The sequence below is a fragment of the Pseudomonas sp. MM227 genome (assembly GCF_947090715.1).
Taxonomy (GTDB): Bacteria; Pseudomonadota; Gammaproteobacteria; order Pseudomonadales; family Pseudomonadaceae; genus Aquipseudomonas; species Aquipseudomonas baltica.
In genome coordinates this window covers 3,430,293-3,451,119 of sequence record NZ_OX352319.1, presented here as the reverse complement: position 1 = coordinate 3,451,119, position 20,827 = coordinate 3,430,293, and the positions used below count along the sequence as shown (strand labels likewise).

The 20,827-nt window shown below is 61.9% G+C and carries 18 protein-coding genes; 14 read left to right on the top strand and 4 right to left on the bottom strand.

Annotated elements, in window-relative coordinates; translation table 11 throughout:
- Positions 1 to 11: 11 nt before the first annotated feature.
- On the bottom strand, positions 12 to 971 hold the full coding sequence (locus ONG87_RS15615; protein WP_122476619.1) for a LysR family transcriptional regulator: 960 nt from the start codon (positions 969 to 971) through the stop codon (positions 12 to 14).
- A gap of 362 nt (positions 972 to 1,333) precedes the next feature.
- Here ONG87_RS15615 and ONG87_RS15610 point away from each other — a divergent pair, with 362 nt between their 5' ends.
- From ONG87_RS15610 to ONG87_RS15585, 6 genes are all read left to right on the top strand, one after another.
- Complete coding sequence (locus tag ONG87_RS15610) at positions 1,334 to 2,368, top strand: glycine betaine/L-proline ABC transporter ATP-binding protein (protein ID WP_122476617.1); 1,035 nt, start codon at positions 1,334 to 1,336, stop codon at positions 2,366 to 2,368.
- A 38-nt stretch (positions 2,369 to 2,406) separates the two neighbouring features.
- Positions 2,407 to 3,360, top strand: a complete 954-nt coding sequence (proW, locus tag ONG87_RS15605; RefSeq protein ID WP_122476616.1) for a glycine betaine/L-proline ABC transporter permease ProW — start codon at positions 2,407 to 2,409, stop codon at positions 3,358 to 3,360.
- Positions 3,361 to 3,401: 41 nt separating this feature from the next.
- Entirely contained in the window at positions 3,402 to 4,427 is a 1,026-nt protein-coding gene (gene proX / locus ONG87_RS15600; protein ID WP_122476614.1) for a glycine betaine/L-proline ABC transporter substrate-binding protein ProX, read from the top strand.
- 227 nt (positions 4,428 to 4,654) lie between these two features.
- Complete coding sequence (locus tag ONG87_RS15595) at positions 4,655 to 5,974, top strand: FAD-binding oxidoreductase (protein WP_122476785.1); 1,320 nt, start codon at positions 4,655 to 4,657, stop codon at positions 5,972 to 5,974.
- 51 nt (positions 5,975 to 6,025) lie between these two features.
- Positions 6,026 to 6,928, top strand: coding sequence for a dihydrodipicolinate synthase family protein (locus ONG87_RS15590; protein ID WP_264381585.1), 903 nt, complete (start codon positions 6,026 to 6,028; stop codon positions 6,926 to 6,928).
- Between the two features lies 1 nt (position 6,929).
- Positions 6,930 to 8,420, top strand: coding sequence for an aldehyde dehydrogenase (locus tag ONG87_RS15585; protein ID WP_264381584.1), 1,491 nt, complete (start codon positions 6,930 to 6,932; stop codon positions 8,418 to 8,420).
- A 75-nt stretch (positions 8,421 to 8,495) separates the two neighbouring features.
- On the opposite strand, the gene ONG87_RS15580 is transcribed toward ONG87_RS15585, so the two are convergent.
- On the bottom strand, positions 8,496 to 9,506 hold the full coding sequence (locus ONG87_RS15580; protein ID WP_192102503.1) for a GlxA family transcriptional regulator: 1,011 nt from the start codon (positions 9,504 to 9,506) through the stop codon (positions 8,496 to 8,498).
- Between the two features lie 225 nt (positions 9,507 to 9,731).
- On the opposite strand from ONG87_RS15580, the gene ONG87_RS15575 reads away from it, so the two are divergent.
- The 8 genes from ONG87_RS15575 (at position 9,732) to ONG87_RS15540 (ending at position 18,833) form a co-directional block, all read left to right on the top strand.
- Entirely contained in the window at positions 9,732 to 11,378 is a 1,647-nt protein-coding gene (locus ONG87_RS15575; protein WP_264381583.1) for a Na+/H+ antiporter, read from the top strand.
- A 131-nt stretch (positions 11,379 to 11,509) separates the two neighbouring features.
- The gene (locus ONG87_RS15570; RefSeq protein ID WP_264381582.1) at positions 11,510 to 12,379 is read left to right on the top strand and encodes a LysR substrate-binding domain-containing protein; all 870 of its coding nucleotides are present in this window, start codon (positions 11,510 to 11,512) and stop codon (positions 12,377 to 12,379) included.
- Positions 12,380 to 12,531: 152 nt separating this feature from the next.
- Positions 12,532 to 13,608: a putative 2-aminoethylphosphonate ABC transporter ATP-binding protein gene (locus tag ONG87_RS15565; RefSeq protein WP_192057842.1), complete on the top strand. Its 1,077-nt coding sequence runs from the start codon at positions 12,532 to 12,534 to the stop codon at positions 13,606 to 13,608.
- A 1-nt stretch (position 13,609) separates the two neighbouring features.
- The gene (locus ONG87_RS15560; protein ID WP_264381581.1) at positions 13,610 to 15,334 is read left to right on the top strand and encodes a putative 2-aminoethylphosphonate ABC transporter permease subunit; all 1,725 of its coding nucleotides are present in this window, start codon (positions 13,610 to 13,612) and stop codon (positions 15,332 to 15,334) included.
- A 15-nt stretch (positions 15,335 to 15,349) separates the two neighbouring features.
- On the top strand, positions 15,350 to 16,177 hold the full coding sequence (gene phnX, locus ONG87_RS15555; protein ID WP_264381580.1) for a phosphonoacetaldehyde hydrolase: 828 nt from the start codon (positions 15,350 to 15,352) through the stop codon (positions 16,175 to 16,177).
- A gap of 55 nt (positions 16,178 to 16,232) precedes the next feature.
- On the top strand, positions 16,233 to 17,243 hold the full coding sequence (locus ONG87_RS15550) for a putative 2-aminoethylphosphonate ABC transporter substrate-binding protein (protein WP_122476599.1): 1,011 nt from the start codon (positions 16,233 to 16,235) through the stop codon (positions 17,241 to 17,243).
- Positions 17,244 to 17,256: 13 nt separating this feature from the next.
- Positions 17,257 to 18,396: a TIGR03364 family FAD-dependent oxidoreductase gene (locus tag ONG87_RS15545; protein ID WP_264381579.1), complete on the top strand. Its 1,140-nt coding sequence runs from the start codon at positions 17,257 to 17,259 to the stop codon at positions 18,394 to 18,396.
- A gap of 107 nt (positions 18,397 to 18,503) precedes the next feature.
- The gene (locus ONG87_RS15540; protein ID WP_163007429.1) at positions 18,504 to 18,833 is read left to right on the top strand and encodes a hypothetical protein; all 330 of its coding nucleotides are present in this window, start codon (positions 18,504 to 18,506) and stop codon (positions 18,831 to 18,833) included.
- On the opposite strand, the gene ONG87_RS15535 is transcribed toward ONG87_RS15540, so the two are convergent.
- Together ONG87_RS15535 and dapC are read right to left on the bottom strand one after the other, a co-directional pair.
- Entirely contained in the window at positions 18,830 to 19,564 is a 735-nt protein-coding gene (locus tag ONG87_RS15535; protein WP_122476594.1) for a M12 family metallopeptidase, read from the bottom strand. The two genes, ONG87_RS15540 and ONG87_RS15535, sit on opposite strands and share 4 nt — an antisense overlap.
- A gap of 66 nt (positions 19,565 to 19,630) precedes the next feature.
- Positions 19,631 to 20,827 (bottom strand): succinyldiaminopimelate transaminase, encoded by a 1,197-nt coding sequence (gene dapC, locus ONG87_RS15530; RefSeq protein ID WP_192057848.1) that lies wholly within the window; start codon positions 20,825 to 20,827, stop codon positions 19,631 to 19,633.

Genomic DNA, 20,827 nt, shown 5'->3' with positions numbered 1-20,827 from the left:
GCGCTTGAATGTCACCGTCTGGGAAATTTGCCGAGCATCCATTCACGAAATCTGCGCAACGCATCTTCGTTGTCCGAGTTTTCCTTGCACGCCAGGTAGTGGCAGCTATTGCGCAACTGCACTTGATCCGCAATCGGCCTGACCAGCAGGCCTTTGCCGATGAGTCCACTGACCAGATGGTTCCAGCCCAATGCGATGCCCTGATGGGTGAGCACCATACTGATGATCAAGTTGTAGTCATTGGCATTGAAAATGGCCGGGCTGGCGGCGGGGCGATCGTCCAGGTCGATGGCCTGGAAGGCGAACCATACCCCCCAGTCGACATGCTCCGCGACCTGGGAACGGCCATAGGGACTCAGGTTGAGCAACGCCGAGTCGCGAATACCGTCCAGGGAGGCGATCTCGGGATGCTGCTGCAGATACGCCGGCGTGCACACCGGATAGATCAGGTCGTGGCACAGGTGGTAGTTCTTGTAGCCGTCGCGTATGCGCGCAATCTTGGTGATGAACGCGTCCGGCTGGACGCCGGGCTCCATGGTCAGGAAATTCTGCGTGGTAATCAGGTTGAGCTCGATGCCTTCGCTCTGGGCAAAGAATTCCGGCAGGTTGCTCGACAGCCATAGCGCGGAAAACGCCGGTGAGCAACAGATGGTCAGCACCCGCTTTTCGGATTGCGCGCTACGAATACGCTCGGCGGCCTGGGCAATATTGACGAACGACAGGTGGGCCGCGTCGAAAAACAGCGTCCCTGCCGGGGTCAGTTCCACCGCGCGACCTACACGGGTGAACAGTGCCGCGCCCAGGTGAACCTCGAGTTCCTTGATCTGGCGACTGATCGCTGCCTGGGATACACACAGCGCCTCTGCAGCCCGTGTGAAGCTTTCGTACTTGGCGGCGGCCACGAAGGCCTTGACTGCACGCAGCGAAGGCATCTTGAGCAGAATCGTATCCGGGTCAACGTGCTTCGACATGCTCAACCTCCTGTCAGTACCGCTGTGCTCGGTCGGCGGCGAGGGTATAGCACCCTGGCTTCGCCGTGTCGGTTCGGTGTCGTTTTCGATGCGCCTCGGTCGCTTGCTGGCATGCCCGAGGCCTGCTGCACAACCCATGCAGAACCTATAACCCAACGTTATCGAATAAGGGCTGTAAATGTTGTTGGATCTGAATACACATTGGGCATAGATTGAAAAAACACCCTAATTCCTGGGGGTAAGAATAAAAAACAAGGAAATCGTTGCGATGAACAATTACCCGTACCACTGCCCCTTACAACATGTTTCGCGTTGCCATGATTTGCCTACTGCAATGAGTGCCGCCGCGAAGGAGGCAAGGTATGAATAACGCCGACGATATAATATCCGTACACAATGTATACAAGGTCTTCGGGGCACAACCCAAAGTGGCCATGAATATGTTGCGCGAGGGCGCTTCCAAGGCCGAAGTGTTCGAAAAGACGGGCCAGGTCATCGGTGTGTTCGATGCGAACTTTTCCGTGAAGCGTGGCGAGATCTTCGTGATCATGGGGCTTTCCGGTTCGGGCAAATCCACCATGGTGCGCCTCTTCAACCGGCTGATAGAGCCCACTTCCGGCTCGATATTCCTCAATGGCAAGGAAATCACCGGCCTGGCCGACAAAGATCTGCTGCAAGTGCGCCGCAAGGACATGGGCATGGTCTTCCAGTCGTTTGCCCTCATGCCCCACATGAGCGTGATCGATAACGTCAGCTTCGGCCTCGAGATCAGCGGCGTCAGCGAAAAGGAACGCTACAGCCGTTCAGTGGTGGCCTTGCGGCAGGTGGGGCTGGCCGGGCAAGAACACAGCTACCCGCATCAATTGTCCGGCGGCATGCAGCAGCGCGTCGGGCTGGCACGGGCGCTGGCCAACGACCCGGCCATCCTGCTGATGGACGAAGCGTTCTCGGCACTCGACCCGATGATTCGCAGCGAAATGCAGGGCGAACTGCTCAAGCTACAGGCCGAGCAGAACCGCACCATCATCTTCATTTCCCACGATATTGAAGAAGCCGTTCGGATCGGGCATCGCATTGCGATCATGGAGGGCGGCCGAGTGGTACAGATCGGAACCCCGCGCGAACTGCTCTGCAATCCAGCCAACACGTACGTCAAGGACTTCTTCGAAGGGTTCGATACCAGCCGCATCCTGCGCGCGGGCGATATCGCCCAGCTGGACGCCCGCATCGTCTACGAGCCCGGCCGACACACGCCTATCGATGCAGATGCGCTGCTGCGCGAAATCGTTCCGCTCGTTGCCGCCTCGCACACGCCCATGCCTGTCGTGGACCGTGGGGGTTTGTACAAGGGGACCATCTCGCAAGGTCACCTGTTGAACTGCTTGAGCAGCCGATAAATCCACGATCAGCTTTCGGGTCGTCTCTGAGGTGGGCTATGTCCGACTTTAATCTTCTGGATCCTTTCAAAACCATAAACGTACCGCTCGGGACATGGGTCGAGGGCGTTCTCAAGTATCTCGTTCATAACTTCCGTGATGTATTCCGTTCGATTCGCTGGCCGGTGGATCAGGTACTCGATGGCATCCAGGCAGGCTTGCTGTCAGCGCCGCCTACCGTGTTCATCATCATTGCCGCGCTGATCAGCTGGCAGATCGGCGGCAAGCGAATCGCCTTGTTCACCCTGGCCACGCTCACCGCGCTGGGGCTGATCGGTGTGTGGGAGGACGCCATGGTCACCCTCGCGCTGGTGCTCACATCGCTGGTCTTCTGTGCCGTCATCGGCATTCCACTGGGGATATTGAGCGCGCGCAGCGATCGGCTCGAGATGATCATTCGTCCGGTACTGGACGCCATGCAGACGCTGCCGGCATTCGTCTACCTGGTGCCGGTGGTCATGCTGTTCGGCATCGGCAACGTGCCCGGAGTGATCGTCACCATCATCTTCTCGGTGGCGCCGTTGGTACGCCTGACCAATCTGGGCATCCGCCAGGTGCCCGAAGACAAGGTCGAGGCCGCCAGGGCGTTCGGTTGCACGGCGACGCAAATGCTCTTGAAGGTCCAACTGCCGCTGGCCGCGCCGACCATGATGGCCGGCCTCAATCAAACGCTCATGCTGTCGCTTTCGATGGTGGTGGTGGCGTCCATGATTTCCGTAGGTGGCCTGGGCCTGATGGTGCTCAGCGGTATCGGCAGGCTGGACATGGGCCTGGCCAGTGTCGGTGGCGCCGGGCTGGTGCTGCTTGCCGTGTTCCTCGATCGACTCACCCAGGCCATGGGCGAGCGCAGCAAGGATCTGGCAACGGGTCAGCGCTGGTACGAAACCGGCCCTGTAGGTCTGCTGATGAAGTTGAAAAAGAAGAAGCCAGTCGAAACTGCGATCACTCATTGATGTGCCTGCTCACCCTATCTAACCCTTGAACGTGGTGACTCATGAACCCTGTAACCCTCCAGAAATCCGCGCTTGCCAGCCTCGCCGCGGCAGTCCTTGGCACCGTTCTGAGCTTCGGGGCGTTCGCCGCCGATGCCAACAAGCCTGGGGACGGCAAGTCGATCACCCCCATCTTTCCATCCATCGCCGAAGAGCGTTTCAGGGGGGAGGTGGCCATAGCCGGCCTGAAAGACCTGGGCTACAACGTCAAGCCACCCAAGGAGGTCGATTACCCGGCGATGTTCCTGGCACTGTCGTACGGTGACGCGGACTTCACCGTGCATGAGTGGGGCGCCTTGCATGAAGGCTTCTACAACAAGGCTGGCGGCGATGAGTCGATGGTCAAGGTCGGCGAAGTGATGAAGGGAGTACTGCAGGGGTACATGATCGACAAGAAAACTGCAGACGCCTACAACATCAAGGACCTGTCGGATCTGAAGAAGCCGGAAATCGCCAAGCTGTTCGACAGCAATGGCGATGGCAAGGCCGACCTGACCGGATGCAACCCGGGGTGGGGGTGCGAAGTCATGGTCGAGTACCACATGAAAGCCTATGGTCTGGAGCCTACGGTGGTTGACAACCGCGGCTCGTACTTCGCCCTCATGGCCGACACCATTGCGCGCTTCGAACAAGGCAAGCCCATCCTGTTCTTCACCTGGGTGCCGCAGTGGATCGCCGGCGTACTGGTGGAGGGCCGCGACGTGGTCTGGCTGCCGGTGCCCTTCACCTCGCTGCCCGATGGCAAGGAATCCAAGGACACTTTCTATAACGGGAAAAACCTGGGCTTCCCGGTAGACACCGTCTACGCAGTGATGAACAAGGAGTTCTCGGAAGAGAATCCGGTGGCCACCAAGTTCCTGTCCGAAGTGCGTATTACCACGGCCGATGAAAGTGCGCAGAACTTGCGCATGCAGAAAGGTGAAAAGTCCTTGGCCGATATCAAGCGGCATGCCGCCGAATGGATCAAGGCGCACCAGGCCGAATACGACGGCTGGCTGGCGGACGCTCGCGCCGCGGCGAAGAAATAGACGCATGACACAGGGGCCGGCTGCCACGCCGGGCCCTGTGCCTGCCCGCACCCGGCGGCGCCTGACGATGATTGCCGTCAGGGCCGCCACACCCTGTCACCGCACTGCTTTGCCGATACGTACGTATCAACGGACCGCGTCCGGCTGCGCGCGTACTTCTCATTGGCGCTGTTACCTGTCCGTGAACTCATGCTGGCGGCAGGCAAACTCAACTATCGATGGTCACGATCATGAAAGTTACTTCGCTGCCTGCGGACGACAAGACCTGTGGTTGGTTTCATCTGAGCTACCCACGCACGCCGATGCCCACTCATTCGGGGCACAGGACTGCGCGTTGGGTCGTGGTAGGCGCAGGATTCACCGGTCTGGCGGCTGCACGGCAGTTGGCGCTGCGCTTTCCCGACGAAGAGATCGTGTTGGTGGAGGCCCAGGAAGTCGGGCTCGGCCCCTCGGGCAGGAATGCCGGTTTCGCCATCGACCTGCCCCACGATATTGCCGCTGAAGATTACATCGGCGATATCGAACTGGCCAAGATCAGCCTCAGGTTGAACCTGGCTGGGCAATTGTCGTTGAAGGAGTTGGTCAGCCAGCACGCGATCGATTGCCAGCTCAAGGCCTGCGGCAAGTATCAGGCGGCAGTCGAGGAGCGCGGCATCGCCGTACTTGAAGCGTATCGCCGGGGACTGGACAAGCTCGACCAGCCCTACCAGATGATCGGCGCCGATGAACTGCCCGATCACCTCGGAACGCGTTTCTACCGAAAGGCCCTGTACACCCCAGGCGCGGTGCTGATCCAACCGTCTGCCTTGGTCAAAGGCCTGGCTGACAGCCTGCCTGCGAACGTCACGCTCTACGAGCGCACGCCGATCACCGATGTCGAGTATGGCGCCAAGACGGTCCTCAGGCATGCCCATGGCAGCATCACCGCCGACAAGCTGGTGTTGGCCAACAACTCGTTCGGCATGCGTTTCGGATTTCTTCAGGGGCGAATGTTGCCGATCTACACCTACGGCAGCATTACCCGTCAGCTGACCGAGGAAGAACAAGCGGCGCTGGGTGGCAAGCCGTTCTGGGGCGCCATTCCGGCGGATCCCTTCGGCACCACGGTCAGGCGTACCCCGGACAACCGGCTGCTCATTCGCAACAGCTTCAGCTTCAATCCCGATGGACGCAGCAATCAGAAATTCAACGACCGCTTCGTGCGTCGTCACAAGGCGTCATTCGATGTGCGCTTTCCCATGTTGCCGCACGTGAACTTCGAATACACCTGGGGCGGCGCCCTGGCGATGTCGCGTAACCACAACGGCTTCTTCGGTGAGCTGGCCCGCAACGTCTACGGTGCCCTGGGTTGCAATGGCCTGGGCGTCACGCGGGGCACCATCACCGGGAAGCTTCTCGCCGACTGGCTGGCCGGCGAACACGACCCCCTGATCGACTACCTGCTCAGTGCGCCGCGGCCCAATACCAACCCGCCGCAACCGTTTCTGTCAGCGGGGGTGAACATGAATTTGAAGTGGGGACAGTACCGCGCCGGACGCGAGAGCTGACGTGTTGCGAAGTGTTCGAGATTCAGACATTCAACTACTGGAGGCTACACCATGAACTTTGACGGCATCTTCACGCCCGCCATCACGCCATTGAAGGCGGACGGCAGTATCGACCCTGTCGCGTTTGCCGAAGTGCTCGAATACCTGATCGATTCGAAAGTGCATGGCGTGATCATCGGCGGCTCCACCGGCGAGTACTACGCGCATTCGCCGCAAGAGCGCATCGAGTTGGCCAAAAAGGCCAGGGACGTCATCGGCTCGCGCTTGCCCCTGGTGATCGGCACCGGTGCCATCCGCACCGAAGACTCGGTGCAGTTCGCCGAGCAGGCTCGGCACATCAAGGCCGATGCCATCCTGGTGGGGTCGCCGCCCTATGCACTGCCGACCCAGCATGAAATCGCCGCCCATGTGCTGGCCGTCGACCAGGCCGCCGGGCTGCCCATCATGCTCTACAACTATCCCGCACGGATGGGTGTGGCAATGGGCAACGAGTTCTTCGAGGCCGTGGCGCACTGCACGAATATTGTTGCGATCAAGGAGAGCTCCGGGGAAATGGCGCGGTTGCACCGGCTGGCTACCGCTCACCCTGCCATCCAGATTTCCTGCGGCTGGGACGACCAGGCGCTCGAGTTCTTCGCCTGGGGCGCGCGCAGCTGGGTCTGCGCCGGTTCCAACTTCATTCCCCGCGAACACGTTGCGCTCTATGAAGCCTGTGTGATCGACAAGGACTTCGACAAGGGACGGCGCATCATGGCCGCGATGTTGCCACTGATGGATTTTCTGGAAGCCGGCAAGTTCGTCCAGTCCATCAAGTACGGCAGCGAGCTCAGTGGCCTTCACGCAGGCGGTGTGCGCGCCCCCCTCAAGGGCTTGGAAGAAGCCGAAAAGGCCGAGCTTGCCGCTGTCGTGAGCACCCTCAAGCAGAACGTTGCCCACATCACTGGGGAGGCATGAAATGACCGAGTTGCTGAGCAAAGAAGGCTATCTGGAACTGGCCGGTCGGCTTGAATACCATACCCAGGCGTTCGTGGATGGCACATTCCACCCCGCACGGTCGGGCAGGACATTCGCCACCCGCAACCCGGCAACCGGTGCGCATCTTGCCGATGTGGCCGCCTGCGATAGCCAAGATGTCGACCTGGCAGTCGCCAGCGCCAAGGCCGCCTTCGAAGATGGCCGCTGGAGCACGCTGTCTCCCGCCGCGCGTAAGGCCGTACTGCTCGGCTTCGCCCAGTTGCTGGAAGACAACGCCCACGAATTGGCCGTTCTGGAAAGCCTGGACAGCGGCAAGCCTGTCCGTGAATGCCAAGGCATCGACATTCCCGAAACCATCAACACCATTCGCTGGCACGCCGAGCTGGCCGACAAGATCTACGACGCTACCGCGCCCGTCGGTTCCGGCGCCGTGACCATGGTCGTGCGCGAGCCCATAGGTGTCGTCGGCCTGGTCCTGCCGTGGAATTTCCCGCTGCTCATGCTGGCATGGAAAATCGGTCCTGCACTGGCTGCAGGCTGCTCGGTGGTGGTCAAGCCGGCCGAGGAAACCACGCTGAGCACGTTGCGGGTGGCTGAGCTTGCGTATCGGGCCGGCATTCCTGCTGGCGCCTTCAACGTCGTTCCGGGCAGTGGCCAGGAGGCAGGCGAACCGATTGGCCGCCACCCGGACGTGGCCATGATCAGCTTTACCGGTTCGACGGAGACGGGCCGTCGTTTCCTCAAGTACTCCAGCGAATCCAACCTGAAGCGGGTCGTGCTGGAATGCGGTGGCAAGAATCCAGCGGTGGTGATGGACGATGTGGAAGACGTGGATCAGGTCGCCCAGCACGTGGTCAACGGCGCCTTCTGGAACATGGGTGAAAACTGCTCGGCGTCTTCGCGGCTGATCGTGCACAAGGACATCAAGGAAGCACTCATCAAACGCGTGGTCGTGCACCTGCGCGACTGGCAGATGGGCGACCCACTCGACCCAGAGAACCGTTTGGGGTCGATGATCAGCAAGGCTCACTTCGACAAGGTACGCTCCTACATCGACCAGGCCTCTGACGAAAAACTCGAGTTTCTGGTCGGCGGAGGTGAAGGCGCGCCCATGTTCGTCGAGCCGACGATCATCGATGGCGTCGGGCGCGACAGTCGTCTTTTTCAGGAAGAAATCTTCGGCCCGGTGTTGACCGTGACCACCTTCGACACCGTCGAGCAGGCGATCGAGTTGGCCAACGACACCGCCTACGGCCTGGCCGCGTCGGCCTACACCGGTAATCTGCGCAATGCGCTGAAACTCTCCCGAGGCATCCGCGCCGGCATCGTCACCGTGAACTGCTTCGGCGAGGGTGATGCCTCGACGCCATTCGGCGGGTACAAGGAATCCGGTTTCGGCGGGCGTGATAAATCGATCTGGGCCCATGATCAATACACCGAGATCAAGACCATCTGGATCGACGCGTCGTAACCCTGCCAGTGAGGGCCGCCCCGACCCTATCCCAGGGTCGGGGGTAGCCCGTCCCGGGGCAGGCTACAGACGGCGTCACACTTCATAGCGCTGTTCCCTGGAAGGCGGGTAGCCGAAGAAGCTTCGATAGCACTTGCTGAAGTGAGGGCCGGAAACGAAGCCGCACGCGATCGCCACTTCGGTAATCGGCATGCTCGAGTTCTGAATGAGCCGGCGTGCTTCGGTGATGCGCAGGCGCAAGTAGTAGCGCTGCGGTGTGGTGGACAGTTGCTCGCGGAACAGGCGCTGCACCTGCCGCCTGGACAGGTGGACACAAGCGGCCAGCTGTTCCGGATCCAACGATTCTTCCAGGTTAGTCTGCATCAGCTGGATGATTTCGCGCAGCGGCCGGCTCAGATGCTGCTGCCGACCCAGATCGACCTTGCGTGAGCGGGGCTGGTCGTAGTTGAGCAGGTCGGCGATCGCCTCGGCCAATGCCTGCCCGCACTGTTTCTTGAGCCAGTTCACCATGACGTGATAGGCGCCAGTGGGGGTGGCGGCCGTGAGCCTGTCACGGTCGATGACGGCCACCTCCGTAGTCACGCTGGCGTAGGGCGAGCGTTCGGACAGCGCAGTGCGTTGCTCCGGGTGAATGGCACAGCGATACCCATCCAGCAGGCCGGCTTTTCCCAGGTACCAGGCGCCGTTCCAGAGCCCGCCGAGCGCCACCGGTGTCCTCGCCAGTTTCTTCAACAACACCGTCAGCCAGGGTGGAGCGACTCGGGTGGTGCGCAGACCGCCACACACGATCAACACATCCAGTTCCGCCATTCGCACGTCGGTAAGGGGTGTGTCCGGTCGGATCGGTATGCCCAGGTCGCTGACCACCTCGGTGCCGTTGCCCGAGAACGTGCGCGTCTTCACCGCGCCCGGCCTGATCATGTTGGCGGTCGACAGAACCGCCAGTGCCTGGGTAAAGCAGGGCAGGGAGAAACCGTCGAGCAGCAGAAAGCCAATGACGCAGACCTTGTGATTCGCCCATTGCAGCACTGGCGCGGGCGGATCGGGAAACGTTGCCGTCGATGAGTGTGCGGTGTCTGGCAACATGGCTGCTTGATCCTGACGGGTGTGTCCAGTCTACGGACAAGCCCATGGCGCAAGAATCTACATTTTCGCCGGGCTTAGGATGATCCAGGGTTATCAGCGCCGGGCCACTCGACTGACGTTGCCGACCCGCTCCACGGACGAGTCGCGTTGTGTCATGTCATGCGCCAACCGTGCGTAAGCCGGTACCATGGCCACTGTCTGTCGATTCAAAGGAAATCCTGCCCCATGCAAACCGCCTACACCGTGCTGATCCTGCTCATGCTGGTCGGCGTTTCGCGGTTGGTCGCCCGCGTCATTCCCCTGCCATTGCCACTTTTGCAGATTGCCGCCGGGGCGATTCTCGCCTGGCCGACCCTGGGCCTGCACGTGGCGCTGGAGCCCGAGCTGTTCCTGTTTCTGTTCCTGCCGCCGCTGCTGTTCTCCGATGGTTGGCGCATCCCCAAGCGTGACCTGTGGCATTACCGCGGCCCTGTGCTGATGCTCGCGGTGGGTCTGGTGCTGTTCACGGTGCTGGGCGCCGGGTACTTCATCCATTGGCTGCTGCCCGACATTCCGCTGCCGGTGGCGTTTGCGTTGGCCGCCGTGTTGTCACCTACCGATGCGGTGGCAGTATCGGCCATCGCTCAGGACCGCTTGCCGACACCCTTGATGCGCATCCTTCAGGGCGAGGCACTGATGAACGATGCATCGGGCCTGGTGACGTTCAAGTTTGCCCTGGCCGCGGCGATCACCGGGGTGTTCTCCTTGGCCGATGCCAGTGTCACGTTCGTTCTGGTCGCGGTCGGTGGCCTGGCATTGGGCGTGCTGCTCAGCTGGGTGGTAGGGCGCCTGCGCGTGTGGATGATCGCCCGTGGCTGGGACGATCCAGCCACGCACGTGGTGTTCATGCTGCTGCTGCCGTTCGCCGCCTATGTGCTGGCCGAGCGCCTGGGAGCTTCGGGTATCCTCAGCGCAGTGGCCGCCGGCATGATGCAGAGCTGGCTCGATCTGCTGCCTCGGCAGACGCGCACGCGCATCCTCAACCGCAGCGTCTGGGCCTTGCTGGAGTTCGCCTTCAACGGTCTGATCTTCCTGCTGCTGGGTCTGCAGTTGCCGGACATCGTCAAGGCGGTGATCAGCCACGAACCTACGCTGTGGCCAGCCTTGTCGTGGCGCTGCCTGGAAGTGCTGGCGATCTTCGGCATCCTGCTGTTGCTGCGCTTCGTCTGGGTCCAGAGCACCTGGCGTGCGATATCGTGGGTACGCCGCCTGCGCGGCAAGACTACCATCACCCGCCTGCCAGACGCACGCTCCTGCGCCTTGCTGACCCTGGGCGGCGTGCGTGGCGCGGTGACCTTGGCCGGTGTCATGTCAGTGCCCTTGCTGATGGCGCCTGGCCAGGCCTTTCCCCAGCGCGACCTGCTGATCTTCATCGCGGCCGGTGTCATCCTGCTCTCGCTGGTAGTGGCCTGCATCGCTTTGCCGCTGTTGTTGCGCGGAGTCGCCGCCAGCGATGACCAGAGTGCTCGCCAGGAGGTGCGTGATGCCTGGCGCTACACCGCCGAATCGGCCATCCGTTCGCTGGAAGGGGAAGACCAGGCGCAGAAGGCCACCGAACAGGACGCCAGCCAGGCCGCACTGGCAACCGAACTCAAGGCGCGCATCATGTCCGAGTACCGGCAGCAGTTGGCGGTGTTCGAAGACTCCGCCGAAGCCCAGGCGCTGGCCCGGCAGATGGACCAACTGGAACGCCACCTGCGTATCAAGGCCCTGCGTGCGCAACGCCTGGCGTTGTATGAAATGCGTCGACAACGCAAGATCGGCGACGACGTCGTGCGCGAAGTGCTGGCCGAACTGGACATGAACGAGGCGAATCTGGGCCGTGGGCGCTGAGCGTTGGCCGAAGAGTCGAGCCGCCGCTGCGGTGTAACCTCGAGGCCAGGGCCTGGCCATCGACAGAACCCGGCGCCATGTCACCCAGCAGACAATCCAATCTCGCTGTATTGCAAGGAACCCGCCCGACCATGCTCAGTGCAGAACTCAAGGCTTTCTACACCGTCGCGCTCTTAGGCAGCGTCACCCAGGCCGCCAAGAAGCTTGGCTTGAGCCAGCCGACGGTCACCACGCAGATTCGGCAACTGGAAAGCCGCTACGCCGTGGAATTGTTCTATCGGGGAGGGCGTCGTTTGACTGTCAGCGACGAGGGTGCCCGGCTGTTGCCCAAGGTCAAGGCGCTGTTGCAGCATGAGGCAGATATCGAGTTTCATTTGCGAAACTGCGGCCAGGCCCTTGGCGCATTGAGGATCGGAGCGACGGCGCCTTACTATATCCTCGATCTCATCAAGTCATTTCGCGAGCGGCTGCCACACATCGATGTGTCGGTGCAGATCGGCAACTCCCAGGATGTACTCGAGGCGCTCGAAGACTACCGGGTCGACCTGGCGGCCTCCTCGCAATGGCTCGACGACCCTCGCTTGATGCACCTGGTGCTGGGCACCGATCCTTTGGTACTGGCCGTTCACAAGCAGCACCCGCTGGCCGTGCAAGAGTGTGTACCGCCCAGCGCGTTGGCGGGCCAATGCCTGTTGATGCGCGAACATGGCTCGACCACCAGAACCTTGACCGAGCAGTTTTTGAACGCCCATCAGGTTCGCCCAGGCATCGAGCTGGAAATCGGCAGCCGGGAATCCATCCGCGAAGCCGTTCTGCGCAATATCGGCGTGAGCCTGATCGCTCGCCAGGAAGTGCCCGTCAACCCGGATCTGCGGATCATTGCGATAGAAGGCGCGCCGCAGATCGCCGAGTATCTGTATTGCCTCAAGGACCGCAGGCAGGCCCGTTTGCCAGCGGCTTTTCTCGACGTCGCTCGCGACAGCATCGCGCGTCAGCTGTAGCCATCCTGAAGACTGGGCAAATTCACCAATAGGACTATCGCCAGCTTTTGGCTATCTGCCACATCGTCGTCGCAATAACGCCCTAGCATTGCCTCATCGACACGCATGCCGCACTCCACAGGCGGCGCGTGCTCCACTTGATGAGGTGCCCCATGCTGCGTTCCAGCCCTACTGATGAAGCCTCTCCAGGCGTGACGATACGGATCGCCGGTCTGCGCAAGAACTTCGGCGCGTTCAAGGCGCTGGACGACGTATCCCTGGAGATCTCGCCGGGCGAACTGGTGTGCCTGCTCGGCCCGTCGGGGTGCGGCAAGACTACGTTGTTGCGCTGCATCGCAGGGCTGGAGCAGCAAAATCGCGGGGCCATCTACATGGGGTCCAGGGATGTCTCCAACCTGCCGCCCCAGGCCAGGGACTATGGCATCGTGTTTCAGTCGTACGCGTTGTTCCCCAATCTCACCGTCGAGCAAAACATCGGCTACGGCCTCGCCGGCAGCGCGCGCGATATCGTTCGTCAGCGGGTCGCTGCCATGCTCGAGCTGGTAGGGCTGACCGGCAGCGAGAAAAAGTATCCGGGCCAGCTCTCCGGTGGTCAGCAACAGCGCGTCGCCTTGGCCCGTGCGCTGGCTCCCGCGCCATCCTTGCTGTTGCTGGACGAACCGATGTCTGCGCTCGACGCCCAGGTGCGCGAACACCTGTGCACCGAGCTGCGCACGCTGCAGCAGCGGCTTGGCATTACCACCTTGATGGTTACGCATAACCAGGAAGAAGCCATGCTGATGGCCGATCGGATTGCGGTGATGAATCAGGGGCGCATCGAGCAATACGCCAGCCCGCAATCAATCTATGAAAGTCCCGAGACGCCGTTTGTGGCCAACTTCGTGGGGCAGGGCAACTGGTTGGCTTTCGAAGGCAATGGCAATGGTCATGCGCAAGTGGGCCCACTTCAGTTGCGACTGGCCGATGCCGTCGCGCCCCGCTGCGTCGGGCGCTTGTTCTGCCGTCCCGAGTCGATCTGCGTGAACCCTCGGCACTCGGAGGAAAATCTGTTCGCGGCGCAGATGCAGGACGTGACCTTCCTCGGCAATCGATGCCGGATGAGCTTCGAATTCGACGAACTGCCGGGCCAATCGCTGACCGCCGAAATCAGCGCGCGTCAGCTGCCCCCTTCGGGCACACGGCATATCCAGGTGGCCTTGCCGCCACACAGCTTGCAGGTGTTTGCCTGAGATGCTTACCGCCAAGCTGTCAGTGAGCGGCAAAGGTCATGCACGCCGGGCTCAGCGCGCCGACCAGGACGACCAGGTATTTGTCGTCGGTGGCAAAGTGCTGTTCTTGCTGCTCCTGGTGATGGCGCTGCTGTTGCCGTTGCTGGCGATCTTCTGGCGCGGTTTCAGCGGCGATGCAGGGCAGGGCGGTGGGCTGATCGCAGCGCGGGAGCTGCTGGGCAGCGACAACTTTCACTGGTTGCTGGGTAACAGCCTGCGCGTTTCGGTCAGCGTTGCGCTCATCGTCGTCCCCCTGGCCTACCTGTTCGCCTACGCGCTGCAACGCACCCTGATTCCTGCCAAGGGCTTGTGGCGCGGAATATCCCTGCTGCCACTGCTGGCGCCATCGATGCTGCCCGCCATCGCGCTGATCTACCTTTTCGGTAACCAGGGGCTGCTGCGCGGCCTGTTCACCGACAACATCTACGGGTTCTGGGGCATCGTCATCGGCGAGGTGATCTACACGTTTCCCCACGCCCTGATGATTCTGCTCTCAGCGCTCTCGATGAGCGATGCACGCCTGTTCGACGCGGCCTCGAGCATGGGCGCCAGCACCTGGCGGTCATTCCACAGCATCACCTGGCCCGCGACGCGACAAGCAGTGTTCGCCGCGTTCTGCCTGGTGTTCACCCTGACCATCACTGACTTCGGCGTGCCCGTGATCGTCGGCGGTGACTATCAGGTCCTGGCCATCGAAGCCTACAAGGCAGTGGTGGGTCAGCAACAGTTCGGCCGTGGGGCGCTGATCGGCATGGTGCTCCTGGTGCCCGCACTGATCAGCTTTTCGATGGATGCCTGGTTGCGCCGCCGCCAACGTTCGTCCATGAGTGGCCGGGCGCAGGTACTCACGCCCCAGCCCTCGCGAGGGCGGGACGGTTGCTACCTGTTGATCGTGGTGCTCATCTGCGGCTGCCTGCTGGCGGTGCTGGGCATGGCGGTGTTTTCTTCCCTGGTGAAGTTCTGGCCCTACAACCTTTCGTTGTCGTTCAAGCACTACCTGTTCAGTGAAACCGCAGGCGGGGGATGGCTGGCCTATCGCAACAGCCTGGTGCTGGCGAGCTGTAGCGCGGTGGTGGGGAGCGCGCTGATCTTCACCGGTGCCTATCTGATGGAGAAAACCCACGGGCAACCCGCCCTCAACCTGGCCCTGCGCATACTTACCTTCATACCCATGGCCGTGCCGGGCCTGGTGCTTGGCCTGGGCTACGTCTTCTTCTTCAACCTGCCGGACAACCCATTGCACAGCCTCTATGGAAGCATGGCGCTGCTGGTGATCTGCACCATCGCTCATTACCTGACCACCGCGCACATGACGGCAACTACCGCTCTGCGCCAATTGGACAGCGAATTCGAGGCGGCCGCGCGATCGCTCAAGGCTCCCCTGTATCGGCACTACCTGCGCGTCACATTGCCGATTTGCCTGCCCGCGCTGCTGGACATCATTCGCTACTTGTTCGTCTCGGCAATGACCACCGTTTCCGCTGCCATCTTTTTGTACTCGCCAGACAGCATCCTCGCGGCTGTGGCCGTACTGAACATGGACGACGCGGGCAATGTCGGCGGCGCCGCCGCCATGTCGACACTGATCCTGTTCACCTCGGCAGCCGTTTCCCTTTTGCTCGCCTGGGTTTCACGCGGCTTGCTGCGACGTTCACAAGCCTGGCGCCAGAGCACGCCTACCTGCTGATTTTCGGAGAACACCATGCACTATCAAGCCCCTGCCCAACTGCAAGCGGTCATTCTCGACTGGGCCGGCACCGTCGTCGATTTCGGCTCTTTCGCACCCACCCGAATCTTCGTCGAAGCCTTCGCCACGTTCGATATCGAACTGAGCCTGGATGAAGCTCGTGGCCCCATGGGCATGGGCAAGTGGGACCACATTCGCAGCCTGTGCGACCAGCCGCAGATCGCGGCGCGCTTCGAGCAGCGTTTTGCCAGGCCACCGAGCGACGCGGACGTGACGGCCATCTACGAGCGCTTCATGCCGCTGCAGATTGCCAATGTCGGCAAGCACAGCGCGCTCATCCCCGGTGCGCTGCCGGCCATCGAGCACATGCGTCAGGCCGGGCTCAAGATCGGCACCACCTCCGGATACCCTCGGCAGGTCATGGACCACGTCGTGGCACTGGCCGCAGTGGCGGGCTATCAGCCCGATCATGTGGTGGCTGCCGACGATCTGCCAACCGGCCGCCCCGGCCCCGCCCAGGCGTTGGCCAACGTCATCGCCCTGAGCATCGGTGACGTCGCTGCCTGCGTGAAAGTCGACGACACCTTGCCGGGCATTCTCGAAGGCCGCAGCGCAGGGATGTGGACGGTCGGGCTGCGCTTTTCCGGCAATTTTCTCGGCCTGGATTACCCGGCCTTCCAGGCGCTCACGCCCTCCGAGCTCGATCGGCACAGGCTGCGCATCGATGCCCTGTTCGCCCCGGTACAGCCCGATTACCTGGCCGACACCATTGCCGATCTGCCAGCGATCATCGATCGGATCAACGCACGCATGGCTCGTGGTGAAACCCCCGGCAGCCATTGATAGAACCTGTTCGGCCAACCGATACCGCCTTGTCTACTTCACTCAGGATCAAACCATGTTCAAGCCCCTTGCCTTCGCTGCAGTGTTCGCAGGCTTCAGCCTTCACGCCAGTGCCGCCACCGAGCTCACTGTGTACACCGCACTGGAAGCCGAGCAGCTGCAGACCTATGAAAAAGCGTTCGAGAAAGCCAACCCGGATATCGACATCAAATGGGTGAGGGATTCGACCGGCATCATCACGGCCAAACTGCTGGCCGAAAAAGCTCGCCCGCAAGCCGACGCAGTGTGGGGTCTGGCCGCCTCGAGCCTGGCAATCCTCGATCAGCAAGGCATGCTCGAAGCCTATGCCCCCAAGGATCTGCCCAAGATCGGCGCCAAGTACCGCGACCCGGCCAATCCGCCGGCTTGGGTTGGCATGGATGTCTGGGCCGCCACCATCTGCTTCAACACCATCGAAGCCGAGAAGCAGAACCTGCCGCGCCCGGTGAGCTGGCAAGATCTGACCAATCCGGTCTATCGCGGCAAGATCGTGATGCCCAACCCGGCCTCGTCCGGTACGGGCTTTCTAGACGTCAGCGCCTGGCTGCAAACCTTTGGCGAGGCACAAGGCTGGACCTACATGGACGCGCTGCACCAGAACATCGGCCAGTACGTCCACTCCGGTTCGAAGCCCTGCAAGATGGCCGCAGCGGGTGAGTTCCCTATCGGCATTTCATTCGAATACCCGGCGGTACAGCTCAAACGTCAAGGTGCGCCACTGGACATCATCCTGCCAAAGGAAGGCCTTGGCTGGGAGATCGAGGCCACTGCCGTGATCAAGGGCACCGCCCATCCCGAGGCCGCCAAGCGCCTGGCTGATTTCTCCGCCAGCGCGGCGGGCATGGAACTGTACAAGCAAAACTTCGCGGTGCTGGCCCAGGAAGGCTTGGCCAAGCCTCCCACCGAGCTGCCTGCCGACTACGAGCAGCGCCTGATCAAGAATGACTTCGCCTGGGCCTCGAAAGAGCGCGACAACATTCTGGCCGAATGGCGCAAACGCTATGACGGCAAATCGGCCAAGCCGTAGGGAGTGGGTTTAAATGAATCGGTATGAAAGTGATTTGCTGGTGGTGGGTGCGGGTATTCTCGGGCTTTCCCACGCCTATGCGGCGGCCAGGCGTGGCTTGAAAGTGCGGGTGTTCGAGCGTTCGGCGAGTCCGATCGGCGCGTCGGTGCGCAACTTCGGTCAAGCCCTGGTGACCGGTCAGCCACCGGGCATCATGCTCGACCTGGCCAAAGCCAGCCGCGGTATCTGGGCGAACTGGAGCGCTCGAGCGGGCTTCGAACTCAAGCGTAACGGCTCGCTGTTGTTCGCCCGTACCGAAGCTGAGGAGAACCTGTTGGCCGCCTTCACTACAGGACGCGCCACGGAGCACGGCTACCGGGTCGAGCTGTTGCGCGGCAAGCCGCTGGACGACTTGTACGGCGGCCGATTCAGCCACCACCGAGCGGCCTTGCACGGCATCGACGACCAGCAGCTCTATTCGCGCGAAGCCGTACCCAAGCTGGTTGACTATCTGCAGCGCGAGCTGGGCGTGGAGTTTCACTTCTCGACGTTGGTCAATGGCGTCGAGCCGGGAAAGCTGCAGAGCACCGCTGGCCCCTTTCGTGGCCAGCAGGTCGTGGTGTGCTCCGGTCACGATTACCTGACGCTGCTCGCCGAAGCCATGGCTGCGCTGAAGCCCCAGGTGTGCCGTCTACAGATGCTCCGCGCTCGCCCCGTGTCGAACCTGAACCTGCAGCACTCGGTACTTACCGGTTTGAGTTGCGTTCACTACGGGGCTTTCGCCGATCTGCCCGAAGCGGCTGCCATCCGTCGCGAGATCGAGCGCGACAGTCCGCACCTCGAAACGCACGGCATTCACTTGCTGATCAGTCCGACACCCTACGGTGACCTGATCATCGGCGATTCCCATGAATACGGTGTGGACGCTTCGCCGTTCAATGCCGAGCAGGTCGACCAGTGGATGCTGGAGCTGGCACAGGACACCCTGGGCTGCAACATTCAGGTAATGGAGCGCTGGCAAGGTGTCTATGGTGCCAAGGGGCCCCAGCCGTTTTCCCGCTTGAACATCGCGCCAGGCTTGAGTGCGACGCTGATGCACAGCGGAGTGGGCATGAGCGTCGGACCGGCCCTGGGCGAGCAGGCGGTGGCGGACATGTTTGGGGCGTTCGCTTGATCTGATGCAGGCGTTGGACGGGTTATCGATGCGCTTTCAGGGATTGAACACGCGGCCGGTTCTGTGTACTGTATATGCATACAGTAACTCATGCGAGGTCACATCCCATGCGCCGATTATCCAAACTGTGGACTGCCGTTGGTAGCGCTGTACCCGTGGTCGTTGGCTCGGCGCTGGGCGGGCTGGGCCTGGTTGACTTCAATACCCTGCTGGCTATCGCGCTGGTACCGCAGGTGGTTTTTCTGGTGATTGGCGAGTGGCCTGATTTCCAGCGCACCGGCCACCAGCAGGCGTGGGCGCAAGAGGAGTTCGCGCATCTACCGCGTTATACGGTGCGCCCGGTAGTGCGTCGACATCGGCTGATGGACAGTGCGGCCATGAATGAGCCGCTGGCCGAGTTCGACATCAACCAAGCCAGCCTCGGCCACGCGCGCTAGGCCACGACCTTGGGGTAGATGCGCCGAGCGAACATCCGGTCGCGGCGGCTCAAGGTGTGATTGATGCCCACTTCCCAGTCGCCCACCGTCTGCTCCTGCAGCACCGAGTAATGCATGATCGACGCGCGGTCATAGGCCGTGCCCTTGGCAAGTGCCTTGTCGGTCTTGTCCAGCAGGTTGATGTCGACGGTCTGTTGATCAACGCCCTTGGCGGCGAAGTACGCATACAGCTTGGGGATGTCCCAAGGGATGTTTGCCTTGGGGTGCTGATGCTCGTGCAATAGCCCCAGCACGTGGCCGAACTCGTGCAACACGGTACGCCCGAACAGCGGATCGTCCGGTTTGACGCCCAGGGCCATGGTTGCATCCATCGGGCTGGCCAGCAGCGCATCGGTGCCGACCTGACTGTAGTTGTCGTCGCCGTCGGTATAGATACGGATATCGGCAAGCATGCCGTCGACGAAATCGAATTTCAGGTTGGCCGACCGCAGCCACTGCCGCGCCACTTTCTCGATGGCCGCCTTGTGCGCAATAGGGGTGTCGTTGAAGAAACCAATGGTCAGCGTGCGGCCGGGCGCCCAGAATTTCGAGAACTGGCCCAGGGCGCGCTTTGAGCGTCCGTTCGCCGAGGCACTCAGCGCATTGGTCGGGCGTTCGGCCATGGCGACGCGGCGTGATGCCTCGACATCCAGTTCAGGAAGGGTCTTGCAGAACAGGGGATTGCACATCATCGATGACTCCTTGAAAAGAGCCACCGATGATGTCGTTCAAACGCCATGCAAAAGCGTAGCTATGTGTTATCGACGCTCGAGAAAGCGCCGGATGCGCTGGGCGGCTTCGACACACTCGCTCAGTGGTGCGACCAGCGCCATGCGCACGCGGCCGGCGCCTGGGTTGAGCCCATCGACGTCGCGCGACAGGTAGGAGCCGGGCACCACGGTGACGTGCTCCTGCTCGAACAGCTCGCGGCAGAACTGCGCGTCGTCCATGGGCACCTTGGCCCACAGGTAGAAGCTGCCGTCGGGGCGCTTGACGTCCATTACCGGCGTGAGGATATCCAGCACGGCATCGAATTTCTCCCGGTACAGGTCGCGGTTGGCCAGTACGTGGGCTTCGTCTTCCCAGGCGGCGATGCTGGCCAGTTGGGTCTGCACGGGCATCGCACAGCCGTGATAGGTGCGGTACAGCAGGAAGGCCTTGAGAATGTCGGCGTCGCCGGCCACGAAGCCCGAGCGCAAACCCGGCAGGTTGGAGCGCTTGGACAGGCTGTGGAACACCACGCACCGCTTGAAATCGCTGCGCCCCAGCTCGGCACAGGCGGTCAGCAGGCCGGGCGGTGGCGCGTCTTCGTCGAAGTACAGCTCGCTGTAGCACTCGTCCGCAGCGATCACGAAGTCATGCTCGTCGGCCAGGGCGATGAGTTTCTTCAAGGTCGGCATCGGCACCAGGGCACCGGTTGGATTGCCGGGCGAGCACAGGAACAGGATCTGGCAGCGCTGCCAGACCTCGGCCGGTACCGCGTCGAAATCCGGGTTGAAGCCGTTCTGGTCCAGGCAAGGCAGGTAGTGCGGTGTGGTACCGGCGAGCAGGGCGGCGCCTTCGTAGATCTGGTAGAACGGGTTGGGGCTGACCACCAGCCCGTCGACGTCACGCTGTGCAACGGTCTGGGTGAAGGCAAACAGCGCTTCGCGGGTGCCGTTGACCGGCAATACGTGGCGCGCCGGATCCAGCCAGCCCGCCGGGACCTGGAAGCGTCGTTCGCACCACGCGGCGATGGCTTCGCGCAGTGCTGGAATGCCCTGGGTGGTCGGGTACACCGCCATCTGGTCGAGGTTGTCGGCCAGTGCCTGCTTCACGAAGGCTGGCGAGGCGTGCTTGGGTTCGCCAATGGACAGGGCGATCGGACGTTTGTCCGCAGCGGCCGTGACGCCCGCCAGCAAGGCGCGCAATTTCTCGAAAGGGTAGGGCTGCAGCTGGTTCAACGCGTGGTTCAT